Origin of the sequence: Pseudomonas sp. LS44, from assembly GCF_024730785.1 — a bacterium.
GTDB lineage: Bacteria > Pseudomonadota > Gammaproteobacteria > Pseudomonadales > Pseudomonadaceae > Aquipseudomonas.
The window spans coordinates 3,023,632-3,047,672 of record NZ_CP102830.1; the positions used below are offsets into that span (position 1 = coordinate 3,023,632).

21 protein-coding genes and 2 tRNA genes are annotated in these 24,041 nt (G+C 61.8%); 13 read left to right on the forward strand and 10 right to left on the reverse strand.

Going from position 1 to position 24,041, the window contains the following annotated elements:
- Positions 1-96: 96 nt before the first annotated feature.
- Positions 97-489: a hypothetical protein gene (locus NVV93_RS13480; protein ID WP_258251148.1), complete on the forward strand. Its 393-nt coding sequence runs from the start codon at positions 97-99 to the stop codon at positions 487-489.
- 405 nt (positions 490-894) lie between these two features.
- On the opposite strand, the gene NVV93_RS13485 is transcribed toward NVV93_RS13480, so the two are convergent.
- Positions 895-2,139: a virulence factor BrkB family protein gene (locus NVV93_RS13485; RefSeq protein ID WP_258251149.1), complete on the reverse strand. Its 1,245-nt coding sequence runs from the start codon at positions 2,137-2,139 to the stop codon at positions 895-897.
- Between the two features lie 109 nt (positions 2,140-2,248).
- Here NVV93_RS13485 and arsC point away from each other — a divergent pair, with 109 nt between their 5' ends.
- The 3 genes from arsC to NVV93_RS13500 are packed head-to-tail and all read left to right on the forward strand — an operon-like array spanning position 2,249 to position 3,604.
- Positions 2,249-2,602, forward strand: a complete 354-nt coding sequence (gene arsC / locus NVV93_RS13490; protein ID WP_258251150.1) for an arsenate reductase (glutaredoxin) — start codon at positions 2,249-2,251, stop codon at positions 2,600-2,602.
- The gene (gene wrbA, locus NVV93_RS13495) at positions 2,599-3,204 is read left to right on the forward strand and encodes an NAD(P)H:quinone oxidoreductase (protein WP_258251151.1); all 606 of its coding nucleotides are present in this window, start codon (positions 2,599-2,601) and stop codon (positions 3,202-3,204) included. Before arsC ends, wrbA begins: the two co-directional genes overlap by 4 nt.
- Positions 3,197-3,604 carry a DUF2069 domain-containing protein gene (locus NVV93_RS13500; RefSeq protein ID WP_258251152.1) on the forward strand — a complete coding sequence of 136 codons (408 nt, stop codon included), beginning with the start codon at positions 3,197-3,199 and terminating at the stop codon, positions 3,602-3,604. The genes wrbA and NVV93_RS13500 overlap by 8 nt, the downstream gene beginning before the upstream one ends.
- Before the next feature lie 68 nt (positions 3,605-3,672).
- Here the strand turns inward: NVV93_RS13500 and hda are convergent, their stop codons facing one another.
- The 3 genes from hda to NVV93_RS13515 all read right to left on the reverse strand — a co-directional run bounded on the left by hda (position 3,673) and on the right by NVV93_RS13515 (position 6,600).
- Positions 3,673-4,377: a DnaA regulatory inactivator Hda gene (hda, locus tag NVV93_RS13505; protein WP_258251153.1), complete on the reverse strand. Its 705-nt coding sequence runs from the start codon at positions 4,375-4,377 to the stop codon at positions 3,673-3,675.
- A complete protein-coding gene (locus NVV93_RS13510) occupies positions 4,374-5,465 on the reverse strand; it encodes an AI-2E family transporter (protein ID WP_258251154.1) in 1,092 nt (363 codons plus the stop codon). Before NVV93_RS13510 ends, hda begins: the two co-directional genes overlap by 4 nt.
- An 88-nt stretch (positions 5,466-5,553) precedes the next feature.
- Positions 5,554-6,600 carry a DUF2066 domain-containing protein gene (locus tag NVV93_RS13515; protein WP_258251155.1) on the reverse strand — a complete coding sequence of 349 codons (1,047 nt, stop codon included), beginning with the start codon at positions 6,598-6,600 and terminating at the stop codon, positions 5,554-5,556.
- Between the two features lie 203 nt (positions 6,601-6,803).
- Here NVV93_RS13515 and purM point away from each other — a divergent pair, with 203 nt between their 5' ends.
- From purM to NVV93_RS13530, 3 genes are read left to right on the forward strand one after another with little or no spacing between them, the layout of a single operon-like run.
- Complete coding sequence (gene purM / locus NVV93_RS13520; RefSeq protein WP_258251156.1) at positions 6,804-7,862, forward strand: phosphoribosylformylglycinamidine cyclo-ligase; 1,059 nt, start codon at positions 6,804-6,806, stop codon at positions 7,860-7,862.
- Positions 7,862-8,512 (forward strand): phosphoribosylglycinamide formyltransferase, encoded by a 651-nt coding sequence (gene purN / locus NVV93_RS13525; protein WP_258251157.1) that lies wholly within the window; start codon positions 7,862-7,864, stop codon positions 8,510-8,512. The genes purM and purN overlap by 1 nt, the downstream gene beginning before the upstream one ends.
- A gap of 8 nt (positions 8,513-8,520) precedes the next feature.
- Positions 8,521-9,240 carry a DUF3108 domain-containing protein gene (locus tag NVV93_RS13530; RefSeq protein WP_258251158.1) on the forward strand — a complete coding sequence of 240 codons (720 nt, stop codon included), beginning with the start codon at positions 8,521-8,523 and terminating at the stop codon, positions 9,238-9,240.
- A 55-nt stretch (positions 9,241-9,295) separates the two neighbouring features.
- On the opposite strand, the gene NVV93_RS13535 is transcribed toward NVV93_RS13530, so the two are convergent.
- The 5 genes from NVV93_RS13535 to cysM all read right to left on the reverse strand — a co-directional run bounded on the left by NVV93_RS13535 (position 9,296) and on the right by cysM (position 15,477).
- On the reverse strand, positions 9,296-9,835 hold the full coding sequence (locus NVV93_RS13535; RefSeq protein WP_258251159.1) for a DUF2058 domain-containing protein: 540 nt from the start codon (positions 9,833-9,835) through the stop codon (positions 9,296-9,298).
- Between the two features lie 169 nt (positions 9,836-10,004).
- The gene (mazG, locus tag NVV93_RS13540; protein WP_258251160.1) at positions 10,005-10,838 is read right to left on the reverse strand and encodes a nucleoside triphosphate pyrophosphohydrolase; all 834 of its coding nucleotides are present in this window, start codon (positions 10,836-10,838) and stop codon (positions 10,005-10,007) included.
- Positions 10,839-10,892: 54 nt separating this feature from the next.
- A complete protein-coding gene (gene relA, locus NVV93_RS13545) occupies positions 10,893-13,139 on the reverse strand; it encodes a GTP diphosphokinase (RefSeq protein ID WP_258251161.1) in 2,247 nt (748 codons plus the stop codon).
- 80 nt (positions 13,140-13,219) lie between these two features.
- Complete coding sequence (gene rlmD / locus NVV93_RS13550; protein WP_258251162.1) at positions 13,220-14,572, reverse strand: 23S rRNA (uracil(1939)-C(5))-methyltransferase RlmD; 1,353 nt, start codon at positions 14,570-14,572, stop codon at positions 13,220-13,222.
- A gap of 2 nt (positions 14,573-14,574) precedes the next feature.
- Positions 14,575-15,477, reverse strand: coding sequence for a cysteine synthase CysM (gene cysM / locus NVV93_RS13555; RefSeq protein ID WP_258251163.1), 903 nt, complete (start codon positions 15,475-15,477; stop codon positions 14,575-14,577).
- Positions 15,478-15,697: 220 nt separating this feature from the next.
- Here cysM and NVV93_RS13560 point away from each other — a divergent pair, with 220 nt between their 5' ends.
- From NVV93_RS13560 to NVV93_RS13570, 3 genes are all read left to right on the forward strand, one after another.
- On the forward strand, positions 15,698-18,445 hold the full coding sequence (locus NVV93_RS13560) for an ATP-binding protein (RefSeq protein WP_258251164.1): 2,748 nt from the start codon (positions 15,698-15,700) through the stop codon (positions 18,443-18,445).
- Between the two features lie 280 nt (positions 18,446-18,725).
- On the forward strand, positions 18,726-19,163 hold the full coding sequence (locus NVV93_RS13565) for a hypothetical protein (RefSeq protein WP_258251165.1): 438 nt from the start codon (positions 18,726-18,728) through the stop codon (positions 19,161-19,163).
- On the forward strand, positions 19,160-19,564 hold the full coding sequence (locus NVV93_RS13570; RefSeq protein WP_258251166.1) for an META domain-containing protein: 405 nt from the start codon (positions 19,160-19,162) through the stop codon (positions 19,562-19,564). Before NVV93_RS13565 ends, NVV93_RS13570 begins: the two co-directional genes overlap by 4 nt.
- A gap of 9 nt (positions 19,565-19,573) precedes the next feature.
- On the opposite strand, the gene dinB is transcribed toward NVV93_RS13570, so the two are convergent.
- A complete protein-coding gene (gene dinB / locus NVV93_RS13575) occupies positions 19,574-20,629 on the reverse strand; it encodes a DNA polymerase IV (protein ID WP_258251167.1) in 1,056 nt (351 codons plus the stop codon).
- A gap of 243 nt (positions 20,630-20,872) precedes the next feature.
- On the opposite strand from dinB, the gene NVV93_RS13580 reads away from it, so the two are divergent.
- From NVV93_RS13580 to mprF, 3 genes are all read left to right on the forward strand, one after another.
- Positions 20,873-20,949 (forward strand) — tRNA-Met (locus NVV93_RS13580).
- Between the two features lie 126 nt (positions 20,950-21,075).
- Positions 21,076-21,152, forward strand: a tRNA-Met gene (locus NVV93_RS13585).
- A gap of 246 nt (positions 21,153-21,398) precedes the next feature.
- Complete coding sequence (gene mprF, locus NVV93_RS13590; RefSeq protein WP_258251168.1) at positions 21,399-24,038, forward strand: bifunctional lysylphosphatidylglycerol flippase/synthetase MprF; 2,640 nt, start codon at positions 21,399-21,401, stop codon at positions 24,036-24,038.
- The last annotated feature ends 3 nt before the right edge of the window (positions 24,039-24,041 follow it).

Here is a 24,041-nt window from a genome sequence, read left to right on the forward strand (position 1 = left end):
ACAGTTTCAGCAGAACGAGCGTGCTTATAATCAGCGTAAGCAACGCTTGGGCCCTGCCAAGCGGCGATTTTCACCGTAGTCCGCCGGAACCCCGCCATGACCCAAGCTCACGACAAGCTGATCGGCAGCGTACCTTCACGCATCAGCGATGCAGCCCGCTTGATCGTCACCCCTTATGAGGGACGAGTCGCCGAATACAATGTCGCCAGCTGGTTGCATCTGCCCGGCCTGGCCAACCTTCCAGTATCGCTGCTGGTCTGTTACCAGGACGGCGAGGTACGCCGCGAGGTAAGCGTCGACCATGGCAAGGTCAACGCCAACGACAAGATTCTCTTATCGGGCATAGCGCGGTTGCCGGTGAAGCAGAAAATCAAGGATATGCAGGTTCTACTGCGCTCGGCGGTGAGCGTAAGAAGTCTGGTGGTCGACGAACTGTTCGTTCAGGCAGTCGAGCAGGCAGTTGGCGAGACTCGGCAAGCACTCGCCTGATCCCATCCCTAAACCCCGCATCACGCGGGGACTTGCTTTCTACGCTGAACACCTTCCAACGCCGCACTGAGCTCGAAACCGAGCGGCTCAGCTATTTGCTGTGCATCGGCCTGATCAGCACTACACAGCGACTCTGGCCAGCGACTAAAACTCAGCCCTGTGAGCCGATTGAGACTCTCCAGCGCCTGCTCTGGCTTGCACTTTTGCAGATGAAGCACTTTTGCCGGCGTACGACTCATCTCGCTTTCCCTATAGGCAGTCCATGCCTGATGACAACATGATGGCAACCCATGCAACAGAGCCAGAAGCATGCCAACTTGCGGTAGATGGCAATGCAGCTGCCTGCCAAGGGAAATCTTTCTGCAAGGGCGAAGCAACGCGCCGCAAACTGACTTTTTTCGTCACCTAGCGAGAGGAAACTCTGGGGGCCTCTGTCGTATGCGTTTGCAGCCACTGCGCCAGACTCGCGCCAAATAGGTCGTGCTGCTGCCGGTGAAAATTTTCCAAGGTCGAGCGCAGAGCCGCGTACCAAGATTCATCTAGTTCTTTGGGCAATTGCTCCAAACGCGGCAACGGCCAGGGACTGCGGCTGATCAATTGCGCCAAGCTGTAATTCGACAAATCCCGACACAGCACCCACGCTCCACCGCTGGCACGACAAATCAACTGCTCACCTTCCAGAAAGTCGAGTATTTCGTCCCACTCATCCTCCGGCAGCAGCCAGCCTTGGTTCTGCACTTTGCGATGGCTGACCAGCTCGCCGCGCAGCTGGCTGTCATGGAAGACCCGCAAAACCCCCAGTATCACCAGTAAACGCGGCACTGCCCGTCGCCGCCATTGCCAGGAGCTGGACAGGTTGCAGACCAGTTCGGCACCCAGCAGGACAATCAACCAGGACAAATACACCCACAACAGGAACAACGGTACCGTGGCGAATGCGCCGTAAATCAGTTGATAGCCGGGGAACAGGCGCACATAGAGGCCGAACAGCATCTTTGCCAGTTCGAACAGCACCGCCGCCAGCACGCCACCGATCAAGGCGTGTTTGAACGGTACTCGGGTGTTCGGCACGGTCGCATATATCAGCGTGAAGGCCGCAATGCTGGACATCAGCGGGGCGAAACCCAGCAACGTTCTCGCCCCGATCAGCGCATCCGGTCCGGAAATCAGCGACAGTGAGGCAATGTAGGTGCTGACGACAAAACCGACGCCCAGCAACAACGGCCCCAGACTGAGAATCGCCCAATACAGCAGGAAGCTGGATACACCGCGACGCGGCTGGCGCACTCGCCAAATGGTGTTGAACGCTCGTTCTACGGTGACCAGCATGGTGAAGGCGGTGACGACCAAGAAGATCACCCCAAGCCACGTCAACTGACGGGCCTGGGCGGTGAAGCTGGCCAGATAATCACGGACCGTCTCCCCGGACGCCGGCAGGAAGTTGCGCAAGATGAAGCTCTGGATCTGCTCACCGACGCCCTGAAACACCGGAATGGCCGAGAGCATGGCAAAGGTCACGGTCATCATCGGCACCACCGCAAACAAGGTGGTATAGGTCAGTGCCGCGGCACTGTTGGGCGCCCGATCATCGATAAAGCGCTGCGCCAGAAAGCGCCAGAACTCCACCATTTCAGCAAAACCTTGGCGCATGCCTTCTCCTTAGCGACGGGCAGTCGACGCAACGCGCATGCCGGCCATGCAGACAGCTCCGTCGACGCGGGTAGAATAGCCGCCACTTCATAGCCGATGCGACATGCAAATGACCGATCTGACTCTCTATCACAACCCGCGCTGCTCGAAATCTCGCGCCGCGCTGGAACTGTTGGAAGCCCGCGGCCTCGCGCCCACCATCGTCCGTTACCTGGAAACGCCTCCCGATGCCGATCAGTTGCGCAGCCTGCTCAGCAAGCTGGGGCTGAGCGCGCGACAACTGCTGCGTAGCGGTGAGGACGAATACAAAACCCTCAACCTGGCTGACGCGCAGCTCGGTGAAGAGCAGCTGATTGCGGCAATGGTCGCCCACCCACGGCTGATCGAACGCCCCATCCTGATCGCCGGTGACCAAGCGGTAATCGGCCGTCCGCCCGAGCGAGTCCTGGAGATTCTGTCATGAGCACGCCTTACATCCTGGTGCTCTATTACAGCCGCCACGGGGCCACGGCCGAAATGGCCCGGCAGATCGCTCGCGGTATCGAGTTGGGTGGCCTGGAGGCGCGCTTGCGCACCGTACCCGCGGTTTCCACCGAGTGCGAAGCCGTTGCACCGAGCATTCCGGAGGATGGCGCGCTGTATGCCACGCTGGATGATTTGAAGAACTGCTCAGGCTTGGCGCTCGGCAGTCCGACCCGCTTCGGCAACATGGCCGCGCCGCTGAAATATTTCATCGATGGCACCAGCAACCTGTGGCTGACCGGTGCTTTGGTCGGCAAGCCGGCGGGGGTATTCACCACCACGGCCAGCCTACACGGTGGCCAGGAGAGCACCTTGCTGTCGATGCTCCTGCCCTTGTTGCATCACGGCATGCTGATTACCGGCCTGCCTTACAGCGAGTCCGCGTTGCTGGAAACCCGTGGCGGCGGCACGCCTTACGGTGCCAGCCACCACGCCGGCACCGACGGTAAACGACCGCTCGACGAACATGAAAACATTCTTTGTCGCTCGCTCGGGCGGCGATTGGCGCAAACCGCCCTGGAACTGGAGCGTGGCCGTGGCTAAGCAAGCAAAACCCCTGCCCTCCCTGGAGTGGCTGCAGCCTCGCGTGAAGATTTCCCGCCTCATCAGCCTGGTCAGCTACTTCGCCTTGGCGCTGCTGATTGCGGTGTGGACGGTGGGCTACGCCGGCATTCCCGGCAAACTCATGTGGATCATTCTGGCGTTCCAGATGATTCCGCTGATATTGCTGACCCCGGGCATGCTGGCCGGCCAGGCGCGGGCGCACGCCTGGACCTGTTTTGTGATCAACCTGTATTTCATCCAGGGTGTACTGGCGATGTTCGACCCGTCCAAGCGGCTGTTTGGCGGACTAGAAACCTTGCTCAGCGTGACGCTGTTCTGCGCGGCACTGATGTACACGCGCTGGCGCTTTCAGTACGACCGCAAGCTGGCCGGCGAGTAAATATCAGCGGCTGGGGGGGGGCGAAACTCGTTCGCGGACAAGCCCCTTAGCTCAAGCCTGCACCAGCGCTACCAGTCCAGCACTTCCTTGAGAAAGGGAATGGTCAATTTGCGCTGCGCCTGCAGCGAGGCCTGATCGAGACGTTCGAGCAACTCGAACAAGCCGCTCATGCTGCGCGTGCCGCGCGTCAGGATGAAACGCCCGACCTCGTCGGTCAGGTGCAGGCCGCGCCGCGAGGCACGCAACTGCAAGGCGCGCAGCTTGTCCTCATCGGACAGCGATTGCAGCTGGAACACCAACGCCAGACTTAACCGCGATTGCAAATCGGCCAGGTCCACCGCCAGTTCGCGCGGCGATGTGCTGGCGGCCAGCAGCAGGCGGCGGCCGCTGTCGCGCAGGCGGTTGAACAGGTGGAAAAGCGCTTCCTCCCATTCATCATTACCGGCGACGGCATCCAGGTCATCGAGGCAGACCAACTCGCATTGCTCAAGATTATCCAGCAGCGCCGGGCCGTATTCGGCCACGTCGCCAAGCGGCAGATAAACTGCCTGCTCGCCGCGCTGCTCGAAGCGCAAACAGGCGGCTTGCAGCAGATGACTGCGCCCCACCCCTTCGCCACCCCACACATAGATCAGGCTCTCCGTCCAACCCGCATCGGCTTCGCAGAGACGCTCGACATAGCCCAGCGCCGCCGCATTGGCGCCGGGATAGTAGTTGGCGAAAGTGGCGTCATCGCGCAGACGGACGCCCAAGGGCAACTGAATAGGTTTCATGGTGGATTGACCGATTCTTCGGAACCCTCGACGGGTTCGCGATACAGGTCTGAAAGTCTATAGAAATCATGCACATGACGCAGCAAAACCATGATCACTGCGGCCACTGGCAAGGCCAGCAGAACGCCGGTGAAGCCGAATAATTGACCACCGGCGAGAATCGCGAAGATCACCGCCACCGGATGCATGCCGATCCGGTCACCGACCAGCATCGGCGTCAGCAGCATGCCTTCGAGCAATTGCCCAACGATGAATACCGCCACGATGCCCAATAACGGATAAAACTCCACACCGAACTGGAACAGGCCGGCGATCATCGCTGCCCCGATACCCACCACGAAGCCCATGTACGGCACGATGCTGGCCAGCCCGGCCAGCAGGCCGATCAGCAAGCCCAATTCCAGGCCCATGAGCATCAAGCCACCCGCATAAATGATGCCGAGCGCCAGCATTACCAGCAACTGGCCACGCAAGAACGCGCCCAATACCTCATGACACTCACCGGCCAATTGCACGGCGTGCTCCTCACTGCTGCGCGGCAGCAGGCCCCGCAGCTTGGCAACCAGCACATCCCAATCGCGCAGCAGATAAAAGCTCACCACCGGAATCAACAGCAGATTGGCCAACCAGCCCATCAACGCCAGACCCGATGCTGTCGCCTGAGCCAGCACCAGACCCACCACATCGGTGGTCTTGCCCAAATGTTCGGAAAGCGTGTCCTTCAACTGATCGAAACGCCAGAAATTCTCGGCCAAGCCCAGGCGGGCCTGCATCCAGGGCAACGCCGTGTGCTGCAGCCAATCAAGCATTTGCGGCGCCAGTTCATACAGGCGCACCAACTGCCGGCCGAGCATGGGAATTAGCACTAGCAACAGAACCAGCAGCAGCACGCTGAACAGCGTGAACACCACCACCACGCTCCAGGTGCGCGACAGTCGCCAGCGCTCTAGCCGATCGACCAGCGGATCGCCGAGATAAGCCAAGAGGATGCCGATCAGGAAGGGAGAAAGAATCGGGTGCAGCAAATACAGCAATCCGCCCAGCAGGATCAGCCCGAGCAACCACGGCCAGTGTCGGGAAATACTCATGTGGTGCCTCCTGGCATAGAACGGATGTACATCAGTCGTTACCGCTCAAAAGCAGCCACCGCATGGTGGAGGCCCGCGGTGGCATCGGCTACCAGCGGAAACGCAGGACGTCGTCGCGCGGCTGCAGCATCGGCGCGGTACCCGCGGCCGGCGCTTGCGCGGCATCGACCGGCGCCGTAGTCGCAGCGGCTTCCTGCAAATGCGCCAGGGCCAACTGGGCGCGCAGCTGATCAGCGTTGGCATTGACGGCAAACACCAAACGATCGCCGACTACCTGACGCAGGCGTGCGTCGAACGGCTCAAGCAAACGGCTCAGCTCGGCGTAACGGGCAATATCAGCGCCCTGTACCTCCAAGGTCAGATTGCCGGCCGACGAACCCGGTGCCACCGCAAACCGTGACGCCAAGCGCTCGCTCACCGCCAGCAGCACCGCATCGGCCACGCTATCCAGGTCAGCGCCTTGAGCACTGCCTTGCTCGTGCTTGTCGCCCAGCCACAGGTGCCACGGGGCCTGCCATTGCTCACCGTCCTGGTGTGCGTCGACCGCCAGCACGGCATCCGCCGCATAGCGTTCGGATGCCTGGCGCAAGGCATCGGGCTGACCTGATGCGAGGTTTTCCGAGGTACCGACCAATTGCTCGTTCAAGTCCGCTAACGGCAGACGCAGCGGCAGACCGCGATGCTGGGCAGCACGTTGCAGCGGCGCGGCGCTGGCCTGACCATCGCCGACCAGACTGGCGCCTTCAGCGGAAGTGTTCAGCCACCAAGCGAGAATTGCCGGCCGATTGGCACCCCAAAGCGACAGCCCTGCCTGACGCAGACTGCGATCGGTGCTCACCGGATCGAAATCCACCACCAGCACCTGCGGCGGACCGCTCTCATAACCGTACTGGCTGACAACTTGCTGCGGATCTTTGCGCAACGCCGCCAGCACCGGCTGTTGAGCGGCTTTGCTGTCCCCGGTCAAGCGCAGCACCAAGGTATCCAACGCGCGGGTCAGCGCTGCGGCGCGCTCCTCCGGACCCTGGCTGGCAACCGGCTCGCGCACCTGATAAAGGTCGGCGACTGCGGCCGCGAAGGACGGCACGCTGAACAGGGTCAGCCAAAGGCAGAACAGTCGGACTAAGACGCGCATGGGGCTCTCACAAGGCTTCAGATCACAGGAGCTATACCTTAAACAGGCGACTCTGGACCAGCAACCGCTGGTTTCTGGGCCACCTTCCAATTGGCAACCATCCATAGGCGTCGATGGCCGCTGGCGGGCAAGCCTGCTAAAATCGCGCGCCTTCGCAGACCGGCAGCGGTCGCCCCTCTGAATTCCCTCAAAGGCCTGGATCTATGAGCAAGCAACCCTCCATCAGCTACAAGGACGCCGGTGTAGATATCGATGCGGGCGAAGCCCTGGTCGAACGCATCAAGGGCGTGGCCAAGCGCACTGCGCGTCCGGAAGTCATGGGCGGTTTGGGCGGCTTCGGCGCGCTCTGCGAGATCCCGGCCGGCTACAAACAACCAGTGCTGGTTTCCGGCACCGACGGCGTCGGTACCAAGCTGCGCCTGGCGCTGAATCTCAACCGACACGACAGCATCGGCCAGGATCTGGTCGCCATGTGCGTCAACGACCTGATCGTATGCGGTGCCGAGCCGCTGTTCTTCCTCGACTACTACGCCACCGGCAAGCTCAACGTCGATGTGGCTGCCACTGTGGTCACCGGCATTGGCGCGGGTTGCGAACTGGCCGGCTGCTCGCTGGTCGGTGGCGAGACCGCCGAAATGCCTGGCATGTATGAAGGTGAAGATTACGACCTGGCCGGCTTTTGCGTCGGCGTGGTGGAGAAAGCCGAAATTATCGACGGCTCCAAAGTGCAGGCTGGCGACACCCTGATCGCGCTGCCCTCCTCCGGTCCGCACTCCAATGGCTACTCGCTGATCCGCAAGATCATCGAAGTGACTGGCGCCGACATCGAGAGCATCCAGCTCGATGGCAAGCCGCTAACCGATCTGCTCATGGCGCCGACACGGATTTACGTCAAGCCGCTGCTCAAGCTGATCAAGGATACCGGCGCCGTGAAGGCCATGGCCCACATCACCGGCGGCGGTCTGCTGGACAATATCCCGCGCGTTCTGCCGGAAGGAGCTCAGGCGCTGATCGACGTCGCCAGTTGGCAACGCCCGGCGGTCTTCGATTGGCTGCAGCAACAAGGCAACGTCGACGAAACCGAAATGCACCGCGTGCTCAACTGTGGCGTCGGCATGGTCATCTGCATCGCCCCGGAACAGGTCGATAACGCCTTGCATGTGCTGCGTGAAGCGGGCGAAGCACCGTGGGTGATCGGCCAGATCAGCCAGGGCGCCGAGGGTGCCGAACGCGTCGTGCTCAACAACCTCAAGGCTCACTGATGTCGGCACCGTGCAACGTGGTGGTGCTGATTTCCGGTTCCGGTAGCAACCTGCAGGCGTTGATCGACAACCTGCAGGGCAATGACAATCCCGCGCGAATCAGCGCGGTGATTTCCAACCGAGCCGAGGCTTATGGCCTGATCCGGGCGACAACCGCAGGCATCGCTACCGAAGTGCTGGATCACAAAGCCTTCGACGGTCGCGAAGCCTTCGATGCGGCGCTAATCGAGCTGATCGACCGGCATGATCCGCAATTGGTGGTGCTGGCTGGTTTCATGCGCATCCTCACCCCCGCGTTCGTCCGCCACTACCAAGGCCGGCTGCTGAATATCCATCCTTCGCTGCTGCCCAAATACAAAGGCCTGCACACCCACCAGCGTGCGCTCGAGGCTGGCGATGCCGAACATGGCTGCAGCGTGCACTTCGTTACCGAGGAACTCGATGGCGGCCCTCTGGTCGTACAGGCGGTAATCCCGGTACAGTCGGATGACACGCCCGGCAGCCTCGCCCAGCGCGTACATGTGCAGGAACATCACATTTACCCACTGGCCGTCGGCTGGTTCGCTCACGACCGTTTGCGCCTTGGCGAATACGGCGCCATGCTGGATGGGCAACCGCTGCCGGCCACCGGCTACCTGATACGGAATTAGGAGACTCTATGCTGCGCGCCCTGTTGCTCGCTCTTGCCGCCCTCGCCCTGCCGGCCCATGCCGCCCTGGAGCTCAAGCCGTTTTCTGCCAGCTACACCGCGGACTGGAAACAAGTACCGGTCGGCGGTAGCGCCGTACGCAGCCTGAAGGCAGAAGCGGATGGACGCTGGCAGCTTAATTTCGAAGCGTCCATGCTGGTCGCCAGCTTGTCCGAGAAGAGCATCTTTCGCTTCGATAACGGAACCTTCCTGCCACAAACCTACCGTTTCAGCCGAGGCGGTCTGGGCAAAGGCAAACAGATCGAGTTGGATTTCGACTGGAATGAAAAGCAGATCATTGGCAGCGAGCGTGGCAACCAGATCCGCATGCCACTAAATCGCGGCATACAGGACCGATCGACCTACCAACTCGCCCTGCAACACGACGTCGCCGCCGGCAAGAAAAGCATGAGCTACCAGGTGATCGATGGCGATGAAATCGAAACCTATGACTTCCGCGTGCTGGGCGAAGAAGTAGTGGAAACCAAGGCTGGCTTGGTCGACGCGATCAAGGTCGAACGCGTGCGCGACCCCACCCAAAGCGCCCGCAAAACGGTGCTGTGGTTTGCCAAGGACTGGGACTACCTGCTCGTGCGCCTACAACAGGTTGAGAAAGACGGCAAGGAATACCAGATCATGCTGCAAGACGGCACGGTCGACGGTAAGCCGGTTAAAGGCCGCAGCGAATAAGTTTCACGCCGCATAAAAAAGCCGGGCAAATGCCCGGCTTTTTTATGCGCATCGTTCACCACATCAGATCGTCAGGTACCTGATAAGCAGCATACGGGTCATCTGCGTCCGCCACCTCGGTGGAGGTGTTAAGCAGAACGATGCGATTAGGGTCGCGCTCCTGGATCTTCAGCGCCGCTTCGCGAGGAATGACTTCGTAGCCACCGCCATGACGGACCACCGCTAGTGAGCCGCTGCTCAACTTGTTGCGCATCAAGCTGTTGACCGACAGGCGCTTGATCTTTTTGTCGTCGACGAAGTTGTAGTAGTCCTCGGTCGTCAGCTTGGGCAAACGGCTGTGCTCGATCAATTGCTTGATCTGGGCGGCTTCGGCCTTCTTCTGCGCCTTTTCTTGCTGCTGGCGATTCAGTTCCTGATCGCGGGCAGCCTTGTCGGCCATCGCCTGCAATGCCGCTTGCCTCTGGGCGTCGTCGATTTCGACTTGGCCCTTCTTCTCCAGGCGCTGCTGCTTCTGCTTTTGCTTGGTGGCCTGTTTGGCCTGCTTTTCGTTGACCAGTCCGGCTTTCAGCAGCTGGTCGCGCAATGAAATGCTCATCGTTTGACGTCATCCAACAGCCCGGACTGCCCGGGCAAAACGGTTCAAGGGAAGTTTCATGGGGGGCTAATCCTCCGGCTTGCACTGCAGTTGTGCAAGCGCAAAAGCCTTGCAGCTACGACGTTCATTGACCAGCGATGCCTCGCGACTTGCCCGATTCGCTAGCGCTTCAGCCGCAGCCCTGGAGTTTCTTTTCTTCGCGCTTGGCGTCGCTCCACAAGCCATCCAGCTCTTCGAGACTGCAGGTTTCCGGACGCACACCGCGCTCGCGCAGGACTTGTTCGATGAAGCGGAAACGTCGCTCGAACTTACTATTGGCCGCGCGTAGCGCGGTTTCCGGATCGACCTTGAGATGTCGCGCCAGGTTGGTGGCCGCAAACAGCAAGTCGCCGACTTCTTCGGCAATCGCCTGCGGATCGTTGCTGCTCATCGCCTCCAGCACTTCGCCCAGCTCTTCGTGGAGCTTGTCGAGCACCGGCAGCGCCTCGGGCCAGTCGAAACCCACCTGCGCCGCGCGCTTTTGCAACTTCACCGCCCGCGACAGCGCCGGTAGCGCAGCCGGCACGTCGTCGAGCAGCGACAACTGCTCTGGCACTGGCGCCTTGGCGGCACGCTCCTCGGCCTTGAGCTCTTCCCAGCGCTGTTTGACTGCCGCTTCTTTGAGCCGCGCGACATCCGGGGTGCCGTACAAGTCGCCATCGACGAACACATGCGGATGGCGACGGATCAACTTGCGGGTGATCCCGTCGACCACCTCGGCAAAGCCGAACCGCCCTTCCTCACCCGCCAACTGGCTGTAATACACCACTTGGAACAACAGGTCGCCGAGCTCGCCTGGCAGATGCTCAAAATCATTGCGCTCGATGGCATCGGCGACCTCGTAAGCCTCCTCGATGGTGTACGGCACGATGGTCGCGTAAGACTGCTTCAGATCCCACGGACAGCCGTGCTGCGGATCACGCAGCCGGGCCATCAGGTGCAGAAGGTCATTGAGTTGGTACATGGCAAATCCTGTGCAGCTCGGGCAGACGACCATGGTCGCTGCCCCCAAGCCATCCTACGGAACATTTCTGTTGCGGCGCGCTTCGATCACGTTAGGCAATTGACCAATCCGCCCGAGCAGGCGACCAAGGGCATCCAGACCCGGGATTTCGATGGTCAACGACATCCCTGCTGTGTTGTCTTCCTTGTTCGAACGGGTATTGACCGCCAGCACGTTGATTTTCTCGTTGAGCAGCACCTGGGTCACATCGCGCAGCAGCCCCGCGCGGTCGTAGGCACGAATTAGGATGTCGACCGGATAGGTCTGCACCGGCACCGGCCCCCAGCTGACCTGGATGATCCGCTCCGGCTCGCGACCGCTCAACTGCAACACCGAAGCGCAGTCCTGACGGTGAATACTGACGCCACGCCCTTGAGTGATATAGCCGACGATCGCATCGCCCGGTAGCGGTTGGCAGCAGCCAGCCATCTGCGTCAGCAGATTGCCGACGCCCTGGATCTGGATGTCCCCGCGCTTACCCGGCTTGTGCGCAAAGTGCCGGCGCGGAATCAGCTCCAGCTGCTCGCTGCCGCGCTCGGGCTCGACCATTTGCTGGGCGTAGTTGATCAAATGGGCCAGACGCAAATCACCGGCGCCCAGTGAAGCAAACAAATCCTCGGCAGTCTTCAGATTGGCCTTCTCGGCCAGTCGTTCGTAGTCGACCTGTGGCAATGCCAGCCGAGACAATTCGCGCTCGAGCATGGTCTTGCCGGCGGCGACGTTCTGGTCACGCGCCTGCATCTTGAACCAATGGACGATCTTCGCCCGGGCCCGCGAGGTGGTGATGTAGCCGAGGTGGCCGTTCAGCCAGTCACGGCTTGGCGTACCGTGCTTGCTGGTAATTACTTCCACCTGCTCGCCGGTTTGCAGGCTGTAGTTGAGCGGCACGATGCGCCCATTGATCTTGGCGCCGCGGCAGTTGTGACCGATTTCAGTGTGCACGCGATAGGCGAAATCCAGCGGCGTGGCGCCTTTGGGCAGATCGATGGCATGCCCGTCCGGGGTGAAGACGTAGACCCGATCGTGTTCGATGTCGATGCGCAACTGGTCGGCCAAGCCGCCGATATCGCCAAGCTCCTCATGCCACTCGAGGACCTGCCGCAGCCAGGAAATCTTCTCTTCGTAGTGATTGGAGCCGGATTTGACGTCGGTACCCTTGTAGAGCCAGTGCGCGCAGACCCCCAGCTCGGCCTCTTCGTGCATGGCGTGGCTGCGGATCTGCACCTCCAACACCTTGCCTTCCGGACCGATTACCGCGGTGTGCAGCGAGCGGTAGCCGTTTTCCTTGGGGTTGGCGATGTAGTCGTCGAACTCTTTGGGAATGTGCCGCCACAAGGTGTGCACTATGCCCAGCGCGGTGTAGCAATCGCGCACTTGCGGGACCAGCACGCGCAGCGCGCGCACGTCGTAGATCTGACTAAAATCCAGACCTTTGCGCTGCATTTTTCGCCAGATCGAATAGATATGCTTGGCCCGGCCGCTGATGTCGGCCTGGATACCGGCGGCGCCGAGTTCGCCTTTGAGTTGCGTCATCACGTCGCTGATGAAGCGCTCACGATCCAGGCGCCGTTCGTGCAGGAGCTTGGCGATCTGTTTGTACTGTTCGGGTTCCAGGTAGCGGAAGGACAGGTCCTCCAGCTCCCACTTGATATGCCCGATGCCGAGACGGTGCGCCAAAGGCGCGTAAATGTCGAAAACCTCGCGGGCCACGCGGTGACGTTTTTCGTCGTCGGCATTCTTGATCGCGCGGATCGCGCAGGTTCGCTCGGCTAGCTTGATCAGCGCGACGCGCACGTCGTCGACCATCGCCACCAACATCCGCCGTAGGTTCTCCACCTGCGCCTGGGAACCGAGCACCAGCGATTCGCGTGGATTCAGGCTGGCACTGATCGCGGCCATGCGCAGCACGCCTTCGATCAGCTTGGCGACCACTGCGCCGAAGCGCTTCTGCACGACCTCGAGGGTGACCTTACCTTCGCGCACACCCCGGTAGATCACCGCCGCCACCAGGGACTCCTGATCGAGCTTGAGATCGGCCAGTATCTCGGCGATTTCCAGGCCGGTCTGGAAACTGGACGTGCCTTCTGCCCACAGATTTTTTGCGGCGTTGGCCTGCTGTTCCGCCTCCCGGGCGAACTCGCAGGCCTCCTGCAAGGCTTGTCGATCCAAGGCCTGGTCGACACTGACGACATGATCCAGCCATGCGTCTAGGTTGATGCTGCCGTCGGTGTTGATCGGCTGGTGCGCTCTAACCTGTACCATTTCTACCTTCCCCACGACGCGCGGCACACACGTCGAATATCGCCAGCCTTCAAATGGGCTAGTCGGATTGCGCGAGCTGCCTAGCTCGCCTCGAATAACGCCATTGCCTCGACATGCGCCGTTTGCGGAAACATGTCGAGAATTCCGGCACGCTTTAGCCGGTAACCCTGCTTCACCAGTTCGGCGGCATCGCGCGCCAGAGTGGCTGGATTGCAGGACACATACAGCACTCGCTTGGCGCCCAAGGCGCCGATTTGCTGAACCACTTGCCAGGCGCCATCGCGCGGCGGGTCCAGCAAGACTGCCGAGAACGGTTGCCGAGCCCAGTTCGCTTCGGCAAGCGGATTCGACAAATCGCTCTGGAAAAAGTGCGCATTAACCAAACCATTGACTGCCGCGTTACCAGCAGCACGTTCGACCATGGCCGCCACGCCTTCCACCGCGACTACTTCACTCACCTGTTGGGCCAGCGGTAGAGCAAAATTGCCCAACCCACAGAACAGATCGAGCACTCGCTCGTCGGCCTGCGGCTGCAACCAGTTTAGTGCCTGGGCAATCATTGCCTCATTTACCAACGCATTAACCTGGACGAAATCGCCTGGGCGATAGTTCAGCTGCAAGTTCCATGTCTCCAAACGGTAGCCGAGCGTTTGCTGCGCTTGATAGGGCTGGGGCTCGTCGGTGCCGTGCAACCATAACTGTGCGTCATGCGCGCTACAGAACGTCTGCAACAGCGCCAGATCGGCGTCGCCCAGCGGCGCGATATGACGCACCAGCACCACGTTGGCAGTACCGCTGAACAGTTCGACATGTCCCAGCGCCTGCGGTCGCGCAAGGCGTCGCAGGACGTCCGGCAGACCACGCAGAATCGGCTGCAACGGCTCGACCAGCACCAGGCACTCGTCGATGGCGACTATGTCCTGACTGGCCGCGGCGCGAAAGCCCACCGCCAACTGCTTACTCTTCACGTCCCAGCGCACGGCGATACGCGCGCGCCGGCGATAGCCAAATTCCGGACCGACCAGCGGAGGTGCCCACTCGTCCGGCACCACGCCAGCCAGGCGCTCCAATTGCTCGGCCAGCATGCGCTGTTTGAGGGCGAGTTGGTCGGCGTGGGCCATGTGCTGCACGGAGCACCCGCCACAGCGCCGTGCATAGGCGCACGGCTCGCTGCGGCGCTCTGCGCTGGCGGTGAAAATGCGCTCAACGCGAGCTTCCACCACCTGACTGCGCGCGCCCAGCACGCGCGCCTCAACTTCCTCGCCGGGCAAGGCGCCAGACACGAACCAGCTGCGGCCATCGACGAAACCGACCCCGCGACCATCGTTGGCCAGGCGTTCGATTCTCAAACGCTGCTTCTTGCCCGTCGGCACCGCCGGTGCGCGGCTACCACCAGTCGGCTGGAAACGCAGGCCTGCGTTACGCTTGGCCATGATCAGTTGGGGGTGTCATAGATGCCGGTCGACAGGTAGCGGTCGCCCCGGTCGCAAATGATCGCCACGATCACCGCATTCTCCACTTCGCGCGACAGGCGCAGCGCCGCCGCCACCGCCCCGCCCGAGGACACACCGCAGAAGATGCCCTCCTCGCGGGCCAACCGACGCATCACGTCCTCGGCCTCGCTCTGCTGCATGTCGACGATGCGGTCGACGCGCTCGGCTTGATAGATCTTCGGCAGGTATTCCTCCGGCCAGCGGCGGATACCGGGAATCGACGAACCTTCCATTGGCTGCAGGCCGACGATCTCGATCGCCGGATTCTGCTCCTTTAAGTACTGCGAGCAGCCCATGATGGTGCCAGTGGTGCCCATCGAGCTGATGAAATGGGTGATGCTGCCGCCGGTCTGGCGCCAGATTTCCGGGCCGGTGCCGTTGTAATGCGCGAGCGGGTTGTCGCCGTTGGCGAACTGGTCGAGGACGATGCCGCGACCGCCGCGCTGCAGGCTCTCCGCCAGGTCGCGGGCACCTTCCATGCCCTCTTCCTTGCTGACCAGGACCAGCTCGGCACCATAGGCGGTCATCGCCGCCTTGCGCTCTTCGGTCATGTTGTCCGGCATGATCAGGATCATCTTGTAACCCTTGATCGCCGCCACCATCGCCAGGGCGATACCGGTGTTGCCCGAGGTCGCTTCGATCAGCGTGTCGCCGGGCTTGACCGCACCGCTCAGCTCGGCGCGGGTGATCATCGACAGCGCCGGGCGATCCTTCACCGAACCGGCCGGGTTGTTGCCCTCGAGCTTCACCAACAAGGAATTGCTGGTCGCGCCGGGCAGACGCTGCAGGCGGACCAGCGGAGTGTTGCCGACGCAATCGGCGATAGTGGGGTACTGCTGGGTCATGATCTTGTTCGCAAGACAGGCGACGGGGCTGCCTATGATAGCGACAAAGCGCCGCTGGCCATATCGCCGAGAGCGTTTCAACTTATGCCATGCCGACATATATAAGCGGCAGATGCCCATCTGCGCCGAGCCCCCCCTTATCGGGTATTCGGCCAAACCAGCGCAAGATTCCCATCCAACGAATCGCTACACTGCCGAAAAACCATAAGGAAGCGCCGGCGTGTTCAAGGATCTGGGCCTCAAGGGCCGCGTACTGCTGCTCACCTTACTGCCCGTCAGCCTGATGGCGCTGGTGCTCGGCGGCTACTTCACGTGGGTGCAACTGGCGGAGCTGAAGACCCAGTTGCTGCAGCGCGGCCAAATGATCGCCGAACAACTCGCGCCACTCGCCGCGCCCGCCCTGGCCCGAGGTGATAGCGAGCAACTGGAGCGCATCGCCAAGCAAACCCTCGAACAACCAGACATGCGCTCCACCGCCTTTCTCAGCGCCGAACACGCGCTGCTGGCCAGCGCCGGGCCGAGCATGCTCAATCAGCTACCCAGCGGCGACGGCAACAGACTGGCGATGCGCAGCGGCAATGACGCCACCCGCTTTCTGCTGCCGGTATTTGGTCGTCATCGCAGCCTGACCACCGGTCAGCCATCTAACGACAACGAGCGACTGCTCGGCTGGGTCGAACTCGAGCTGTCGCATCACGGCACGCTACTGCGCGGCTATCGCAGCCTGTTCGCCAGTTTGTTGTTGATCGTCGCCGGCTTGTTCGTCACCGCGCTGCTGGCGGTCCGCCTGAGCCGCACCATCAACGAACCCTTGCTGCAGATCCAGCGCGGCGTCGGCATGCTCAAGGAGGGTCACCTGGAAACCCGCCTGCCGCCGCTCGGCAGCCATGAGCTGGACGACCTTGCCGCCGGCATCAATCGCATGGCCGAATCGCTGCAAAACGCCCAGGAAGAACTGCAACACAGCATCGAGCAAGCCACCGAAGACGTGCGGCAAAACCTCGAAACCATCGAAATCCAGAACATCGAACTGGATTTCGCGCGCAAGGAGGCCCTGGAGGCCAGCCGGATCAAATCCGAATTCCTCGCCAACATGAGCCACGAGATCCGCACCCCGCTAAACGGCATTCTCGGCTTTACCCGCTTGCTGCAAAAAAGCGAGCTGAGTTCACGCCAGCAGGACTACCTGGGCACCATCGAAAAATCCGCCGACAACCTGCTTGGAATCATCAACGAGGTGCTCGATTTCTCCAAGATCGAAGCCGGAAAACTGGTTCTTGAGCACATTCCATTCAACCTGCGCGACCTGCTGCAGGAAGCCCTCACCCTGCTCGCCCCGGCCGCACATGCCAAACAGCTGGAACTGGTCAGCCTGGTCTACCGCGACACCCCGCTGGCGCTGATCGGCGACCCGATGCGCCTCAAGCAAATCCTCACCAACCTGATCAGCAACGCCATCAAGTTCACCCATGCCGGCTCCATCGTCGTACGCACCATGGTCGAGGACGAAAACGCCGATCTGGCGCAGCTGCGCATCAGTGTGCAGGACACCGGCATCGGCCTGGCCGACGACGAGTTGCGCAAGCTGTTCCAGGCGTTCAGCCAGGCGGACAACTCACTGTCGCGGCAGACCGGCGGTACCGGCCTCGGCCTGGTTATTTCCAAGCGGCTGATCGAACAGATGGGCGGCGAAATCGGGGTTACCAGCAACCCGGGCGAGGGTTCGGAGTTCTGGATCAGCCTGCCGCTGCCCAAAGGTCGCGAAGATGCCGAAGACCTGCCGCGCGCACCGCTGCGGGGTCGCCGGGTGGTCTTGCTGGAACGCCACGAATTAGCCCGTCAGGCACTGTGCCACCAACTCGAAGATTGCGGTCTGGAAGTGCTGCAGCTGCCGAGTCTCGACACATTGCTGGAAACCGTTACCGCGCAGCGCCACGGCGACCTGCCAATTGGTCTCGCGGTGCTCGGCGTCAATACCCAGAATCTTCCGCCCGAGCGCCTCAACCAGGTGCTCTGGGATCTCGAAGGGCTCGACTGCAAAAGCCTGGTGTTCTGCCCCACCACCGAACAGGCGCTGTATCACGAACTGTTGCCCGATACCGCCAGCCAGCTGCAAGCCAAACCCGCCTGCACCCGCAAGTTGCAGCAAGCCTTGCTGGAATTGATCGGCCCGCGCCCGACCCGGGTCGAGACGGTTACCCCGCAAGCCAGTCGGGCACCGCGCCTGCTCTGCGTCGATGACAATCCAGCCAATCTACTGCTGGTCCAGACCCTGCTCGAGGGCCTGGGCGGCGAAGTCGTCGCCGTGGAAAGCGGCTATGCGGCGCTGGAAATCGTCCAGAAGCACAGTTTCGACATGGTGCTCATGGATGTGCAGATGCCGGGCATGGACGGTCGCCAAACCACCGAAGCGATCCGTCACTGGGAAGTGGGCCGGGATGGCAATGCGCTGCCAATCATCGCCCTCACCGCCCACGCCCTGGCCAACGAGAAGCGCGCCCTGCTGCAAGCCGGCATGGACGATTATCTGACCAAGCCGATCAGCGAGCGGCAGTTGGCGCAAGTGGTCCTCAAATGGACGGGGTTGGCGTTGCGCAATCAGCACAGCGAGCGCAATGACCTGCCGCTAAGCAACGCGCTGAGCGTGCTGGATAGCGAAGAAGGGTTGCGCCTGGCCGCCGGCAAGGCCGATCTGGCTGCGGACATGCTGAGCATGCTGCTTGCCGGGCTGCCCGCCGATCGCCAGGCGATCAAACAAGCCCGCGCGGCCGGCGAACGCCTGGCGCTGATCGAACGCGTGCATCGCCTGCATGGCGCCACCCGCTATTGCGGTGTGCCGCAATTGCGCGCCGCCTGCCAGCGCAGCGAAACCCTGCTCAAACAAAGCGATCCGGCCGCCAACCTAGCCCTCGACGAGCTGGATTCAGCAATTGTCCGTCTGGCCGCCGAGACGAGAATCGACGCCTAGCAGACCGTTGAAAAACGTAGCGAGCGAAGGCTAGACAAGGCGGAGTTAGGCGAAAAAGCGCAGTTTACGAGTGGTAAATGAGCATTTTGAGCCTGATTTCAACGCGGGATAGCCGAGCGCAGTAGTTTTTCAACGGCCTGCTAGAGCATTTTCCGGTCGATATGAGGCGGCGGCGCCAGGACCGCTGGGCCGCCGGATCGCCGGGCCGTCGCAAAGTCGGCCAAGCGGCGAAGGCGTAGTAAGATGCGCAGCTTATTGATTGCCGCCGAGCTCCGCCGCCATGGCCGAACATGATTTCCGCTACAACCTGCTCAACCCGCAACATACCCTGACCGAATGTCGCGCTCTGGTGCCGGGGCGTTACCAAGTCACTGGCAACGGTGGTTCGGTGCAAAGCGGCGACATTCTGTTGGTCACGCTCAAGGGCAGCCGCGACCTGTGCATGCGCCTGACGGTGGAAAAGGTCCGCCATCTGATCAATCCGCCCGGCCAGTGGGTCGCAGTCGCGCAGGGGCCGGTTTTCCGCGAACTGGCTATCCTCACCTGGCAAGTGCGCTGCGATGGCTGCGACACGCCACTGGACTTCGAATTTGCCGTCGACTCCAGCCTGGGCAAATCCGCCCAAGCCCCAGCCGCCGAAGCGCGCATCCAAGAACTGCACTGGCAGAACCGCGACGGCCGCCACCTGTGCCCGCGCTGCCAGAAGGAGACCACATGAACCGCACTCTGGCGCTCGGTATTCTTAGCATCGGCCTACTGGGCTGCGCGGCGACCCCGCCAGCTCTGGAGCAACAAACTACCTATCAGGTGGAATGGCTGGGTAAACGCCCGTTGATCGACCGCAGCCACCTGACCCTCACACTGGATAAGGATGGCCGCGCCTACGGCAACGCAGGCTGCAACCACTGGTTCGCCACCTACCATCTGGACGGCGACCGACTCAGCTTCGATCAGGCCGGCAGTACCCGCAAGATGTGCGCGCCGGCGTTGATGGAACAGGAGCAGCGCTTTCTCGAGATGCTCGCCACCATCCAGCGCTGGGACTATTCGGAAAGCCAAGGCCTGCGCCTGTGGCCGGCGCAAGGCGACGCCATGCGCCTGTGGCCGGGTCAAGACTGAGCACGTGCCCTAGCGCGCGAACAGCTCCAGCTGTTCGCTGACGCCACGCAGATCGACCAGCCGCACGCCGACCCCCAGCAAACGCACCGGTTTGCCGCCCCGGGCAAAAGCCGTGCTCAGCAACTGCCGGTAGCTGTCCAGGTCGCGGGCGGCGCCAGCCTGCTCGAGCGTGGTCTGGCTAAAGTCGTGGAATTTGATCTTTACGAAAGGTTTATCCGCCCGATAGCTGCTGTCCAGCCGGGCCACACGCCCACCCAGCTCCTCCAACAATCCAGGCAGATGTGCCAAGCAGGCCTCGAGATCGGGTAAATCCTGGTCGTAAGTGGTTTCCACGCTGACCGACTGGCGCCGGCTATCGACCTGCACATGGCGCTCGTCGATGCCGCGCGACAGATTCCACAGCCGCTCGCCGAAACTGCCGAACTCACGAGCCAGCGCCAGCTTGTTCCACTCGCGCAGGTCCAGACAGGAATGAATGCCTAGGCGCCCCAGCTTGTCGGCGGTCACCTTGCCCACCCCGTGCAGCTTGCTTACCGGCAGCGCCGCCACGAACTCCTCGACCTGATCGGGGGTAATCACGAACAGCCCGTTGGGCTTCTTCCAATCACTGGCAATCTTCGCCAGAAACTTGCTCGGCGCCACGCCAGCGGACACGGTGATGTGCAACTGCAGCGCCACGCGGCGGCGGATATCCTGGGCGATACGCGTGGCGCTGCCAGCGAAATGCGGGCTGTCCGTGACATCCAGATAGGCTTCGTCGAGCGACAGCGGCTCGATCAGATCGGTGTACTCGCGGAAAATCCCATGGATCTCGCGGGACACCTCCTTATAGATCTCCATCCGTGGGCGCACGATCAACAGGTCCGGACACAGCTTGAGTGCCTGGCCCGACGGCATCGCCGAGCGCACGCCATAAGCGCGGGCCTCATAGTTGCAGGTCGCGATCACCCCCCGCCGATCCGCCGCCCCGCCGACCGCCATTGGCCTATTGGCCAGGCGCGGATCGTCACGCATCTCGATGGCGGCGTAAAAACAATCGGCGTCGATGTGGATGATCTTGCGCATGCAACCCTGTTTACAGGCTATGAGAACCAGTGCGCTCCGCCGGCCAAGCGGATACCCGCATTTACGACCGGGTCGAGCCGGCGAGCGAGTTGCCGGCCATTTAATTTAAATAACCTGCAAAGCCCCGCGCAGCATGGCCTGGAGTACCCAAGAGTACCATCCGAACAGCGCTAAATGCCTGAGCGAAAACAGTTTTTCAAAATCCCTGGTTGACACAAGCTTCTTCGGCTGTAGAATGTGCGGCGCGGGATGGAGCAGTCTGGTAGCTCGTCGGGCTCATAACCCGAAGGTCGTTGGTTCAAATCCAGCTCCCGCAACCATTTCACAAGAAGGCCACTCAAACGAGTGGCCTTTTTGTTTTCTGCCATTTTTGTTTTATCGCTAAGCCTTTGATCCAAAAAGCAAATAGCGGTTGACAGGACCGCGCTCAGGTGTAGAATTGGCGGCGCGGGATGGAGCAGTCTGGTAGCTCGTCGGGCTCATAACCCGAAGGTCGTTGGTTCAAATCCAGCTCCCGCAACCAATTCAAGCAAAGGCCTCGATTGTCACTGGCAATCGGGGCCTTCTGCTATCTGGCATTTGGAAAACCCCGCGCGCCGCGTTCTGCGGTAGCTGACCCAGGCCACCCGTGCCCGCCCTCTACACTGCCAGACATGATTACCTCGCTCAGCCGCAGATCGGATCGACGAGCACAGTTTTATTTGCATCTCGCTATTGGTAACTGGATGTTTCGCCCCCACTCTGTGGCGCACCATCACTGAGGTTATTTATGCGCGCTCCGCCCTCCCCGCCTCACGCCGCTCCCGCCTCCCCTGTTCATCCCACACGGCTACGCTGGTTCGAGCGCATCAGCACTTACCGTCAACCCATCGGCCTAGCCGTCACGCTGCTGCTCTTCGTGATGGCGCTGATCGCTTGCCGACATCTGCTCGACGAACTCGATCCCGATGCGTTACGTGAGTCATTGCTAAACATCCCAGCACGCGCGCTGATCGGGGCGCTGCTGGCAACCATTGTTGGCTTCCTGATTCTGCTCGGGTACGAGTGGTCGGCGAGTCGCTACGCAGATGTCCAGTTGCCAGTGGGCGCGCTGGCGTTCGGTGGTTTCAACGCATTCGCAATCGGCAATGCGGTGGGTTTGTCGTGGCTGTCCGGCGGCTCGGTGCGTTATCGCCTGTATGCCCGGCATGGCTTGGGCGCCGGCGACGTAACGCGAATGACGCTGTTCGCCAGTCTGTCGCTGGGCTGCGCGCTACCGCTGTTGGCGGCGCTGGCGACGCTCAGCGATTTATCTGATGCAGCCAACGCGCTGCACCTATCCCGCCCGCTGTTGGCCGCCACCGCCGGGGCGGTGGTGATTCTCTATATCGCGCTGGCGTGGGTGATCTGGCGCCATCGACTTGCCGAACAACCGATGGCGAAAAACCTGATGGTGGCTTTCGGCCGCCACAGCTTTCGCCTCCCTGGCTGGAAACTCACCACCCTGCAGCTGCTGATCACCGCCCTGGACGTCGCCGCCGCGGCCACCGTGCTCTACCTACTGCTGCCGACCGCGCCGGCATTTGGCGTGTTCATGCTGATCTATCTACTGGCATTGGCGGCTGGCGAGCTCAGTCATGTGCCCGGCGGCGTCGGGGTGTTCGAGGCGATCATCCTCGCCGCGTTCGGTTCGCAGATTGGCGCTGCGCCCCTCGCCGCCGCCTTGCTGTTGTATCGACTGATCTACGTGCTGGCGCCGATGCTGCTGGCATGTCTGTTACTCCTGCTGGTCGAGGCGCGACGCTTCATGGCGGCGCCGCTCCGTGTGGCGTCTGGCTTGGGCGCCCCCGTGCTGTCGTTGCTGGTATTCCTCTCCGGCATGGTGCTGCTGTTTTCCGGTGCCACGCCTTCGATCGATACGCGCCTCGAACACATCGGCTTCCTGATTCCGCATCGCTTGATCGATGCCTCGCACCTTGGCGCTAGCCTGATCGGCGTGCTCTGCCTGTTACTCGCCCAAGGCCTGCGCCGGCGCCTTTCTGCCGCCTGGGCGCTGACGCTGATTCTGCTGTTGGTGGGCGCCCTGCTGTCGCTGCTGAAAGGCTTCGATTGGGAAGAAGCCAGCCTGCTGACACTCACCGCCTCACTGCTAGCGCTGTTCCGCGGCTCGTTCTACCGGCCTAGCCGCTTGCTGGAACTGCCCTTCTCCTGGCTGTACGTAGGCGCCAGTCTCTGCGTGTTGGCCGCATCGGTATGGCTGCTGCTGTTCGCCTATCAGGATGTGCCGTACAACCATGAACTGTGGTGGCAGTTCGCTTTGGATGCCGACGCACCGCGCGCCTTGCGCGCCGCATTGGGCAGCGCCGTGCTGTTGGCGGTGCTGGCGCTGACCTGGCTGCTGCGCGCCGCGCCTCCCACCATCGCCGTCCCGAACTGCGAACAACTGGCGCGCGCTGCCAGCATCCTCAAAGCTTCCGATCAGCCGGGCGGCGGCCTGGCGCTCACCGGCGACAAGGCCCTGCTATTTCATCGTGGCGAGCAAGGCGAAGATGCCTTTCTCATGTACGCGCGCCGCGGGCGCAGCATGATTGCGCTGTACGATCCGATCGGCCCGGCCTTGCAGCGCGCCGAACTGATCTGGCAGTTCCGTGATCTGTGCGACCTGCATCATGCCCGCCCGGTGTTCTACCAGGTGCGCGCGGAGAACCTGCCGTTCTACATGGACATCGGCCTCAGCGCTGTGAAGCTCGGTGAGGAAGCCCGCGTCGACCTCAAGCGCTTCGACCTGGAAGCCAAGGGCAAGGAGATGAAAGACCTGCGCTACACTTGGAACCGTGGCCAGCGCGACGGTTTGGCGCTGGAAATCCACGCCGCCGGCCAAGCGCCGCTAGACGAACTGCAAGCCATCTCGGACGCCTGGCTGACCGGCAAAAACGTTCGCGAGAAAGGCTTTTCCCTGGGTCGTTTCAACCCCGACTACCTGCAGCACTTCCGCATCGCCGTAGTGCGCTTCGAGGGACGTGCCGTGGCGTTCGCCAATTTGCTGGAGACTGACAGCCTGGAGCTCGCCAGCCTCGACCTGATGCGCGCGCACCCTGAGGCGCCGAAACTGACCATGGAATTTCTCATGCTCGGCCTGATTCTAAACTTCAAGACGCAAGGCTATGCGCGTTTCAGCCTGGGCATGGTGCCGCTCTCCGGCCTGCAACCACGGCGCGGCGCACCGCTGACCCAGCGTCTTGGCTCATTGGTGTTCCGCCGCGGCGAGCAGCTCTACAATTTCCAGGGCCTGCGCCGCTTCAAGGACAAGTTCCAGCCGACCTGGGAACCGCGCTACATGACCGTTCCCGCCGGGCTTGATCCACTGGTGGCGCTGGCCGACACCGCCGCGTTGATCGCCGGCGGCCTGACTGGCCTGGTCAAACGCTGAGGC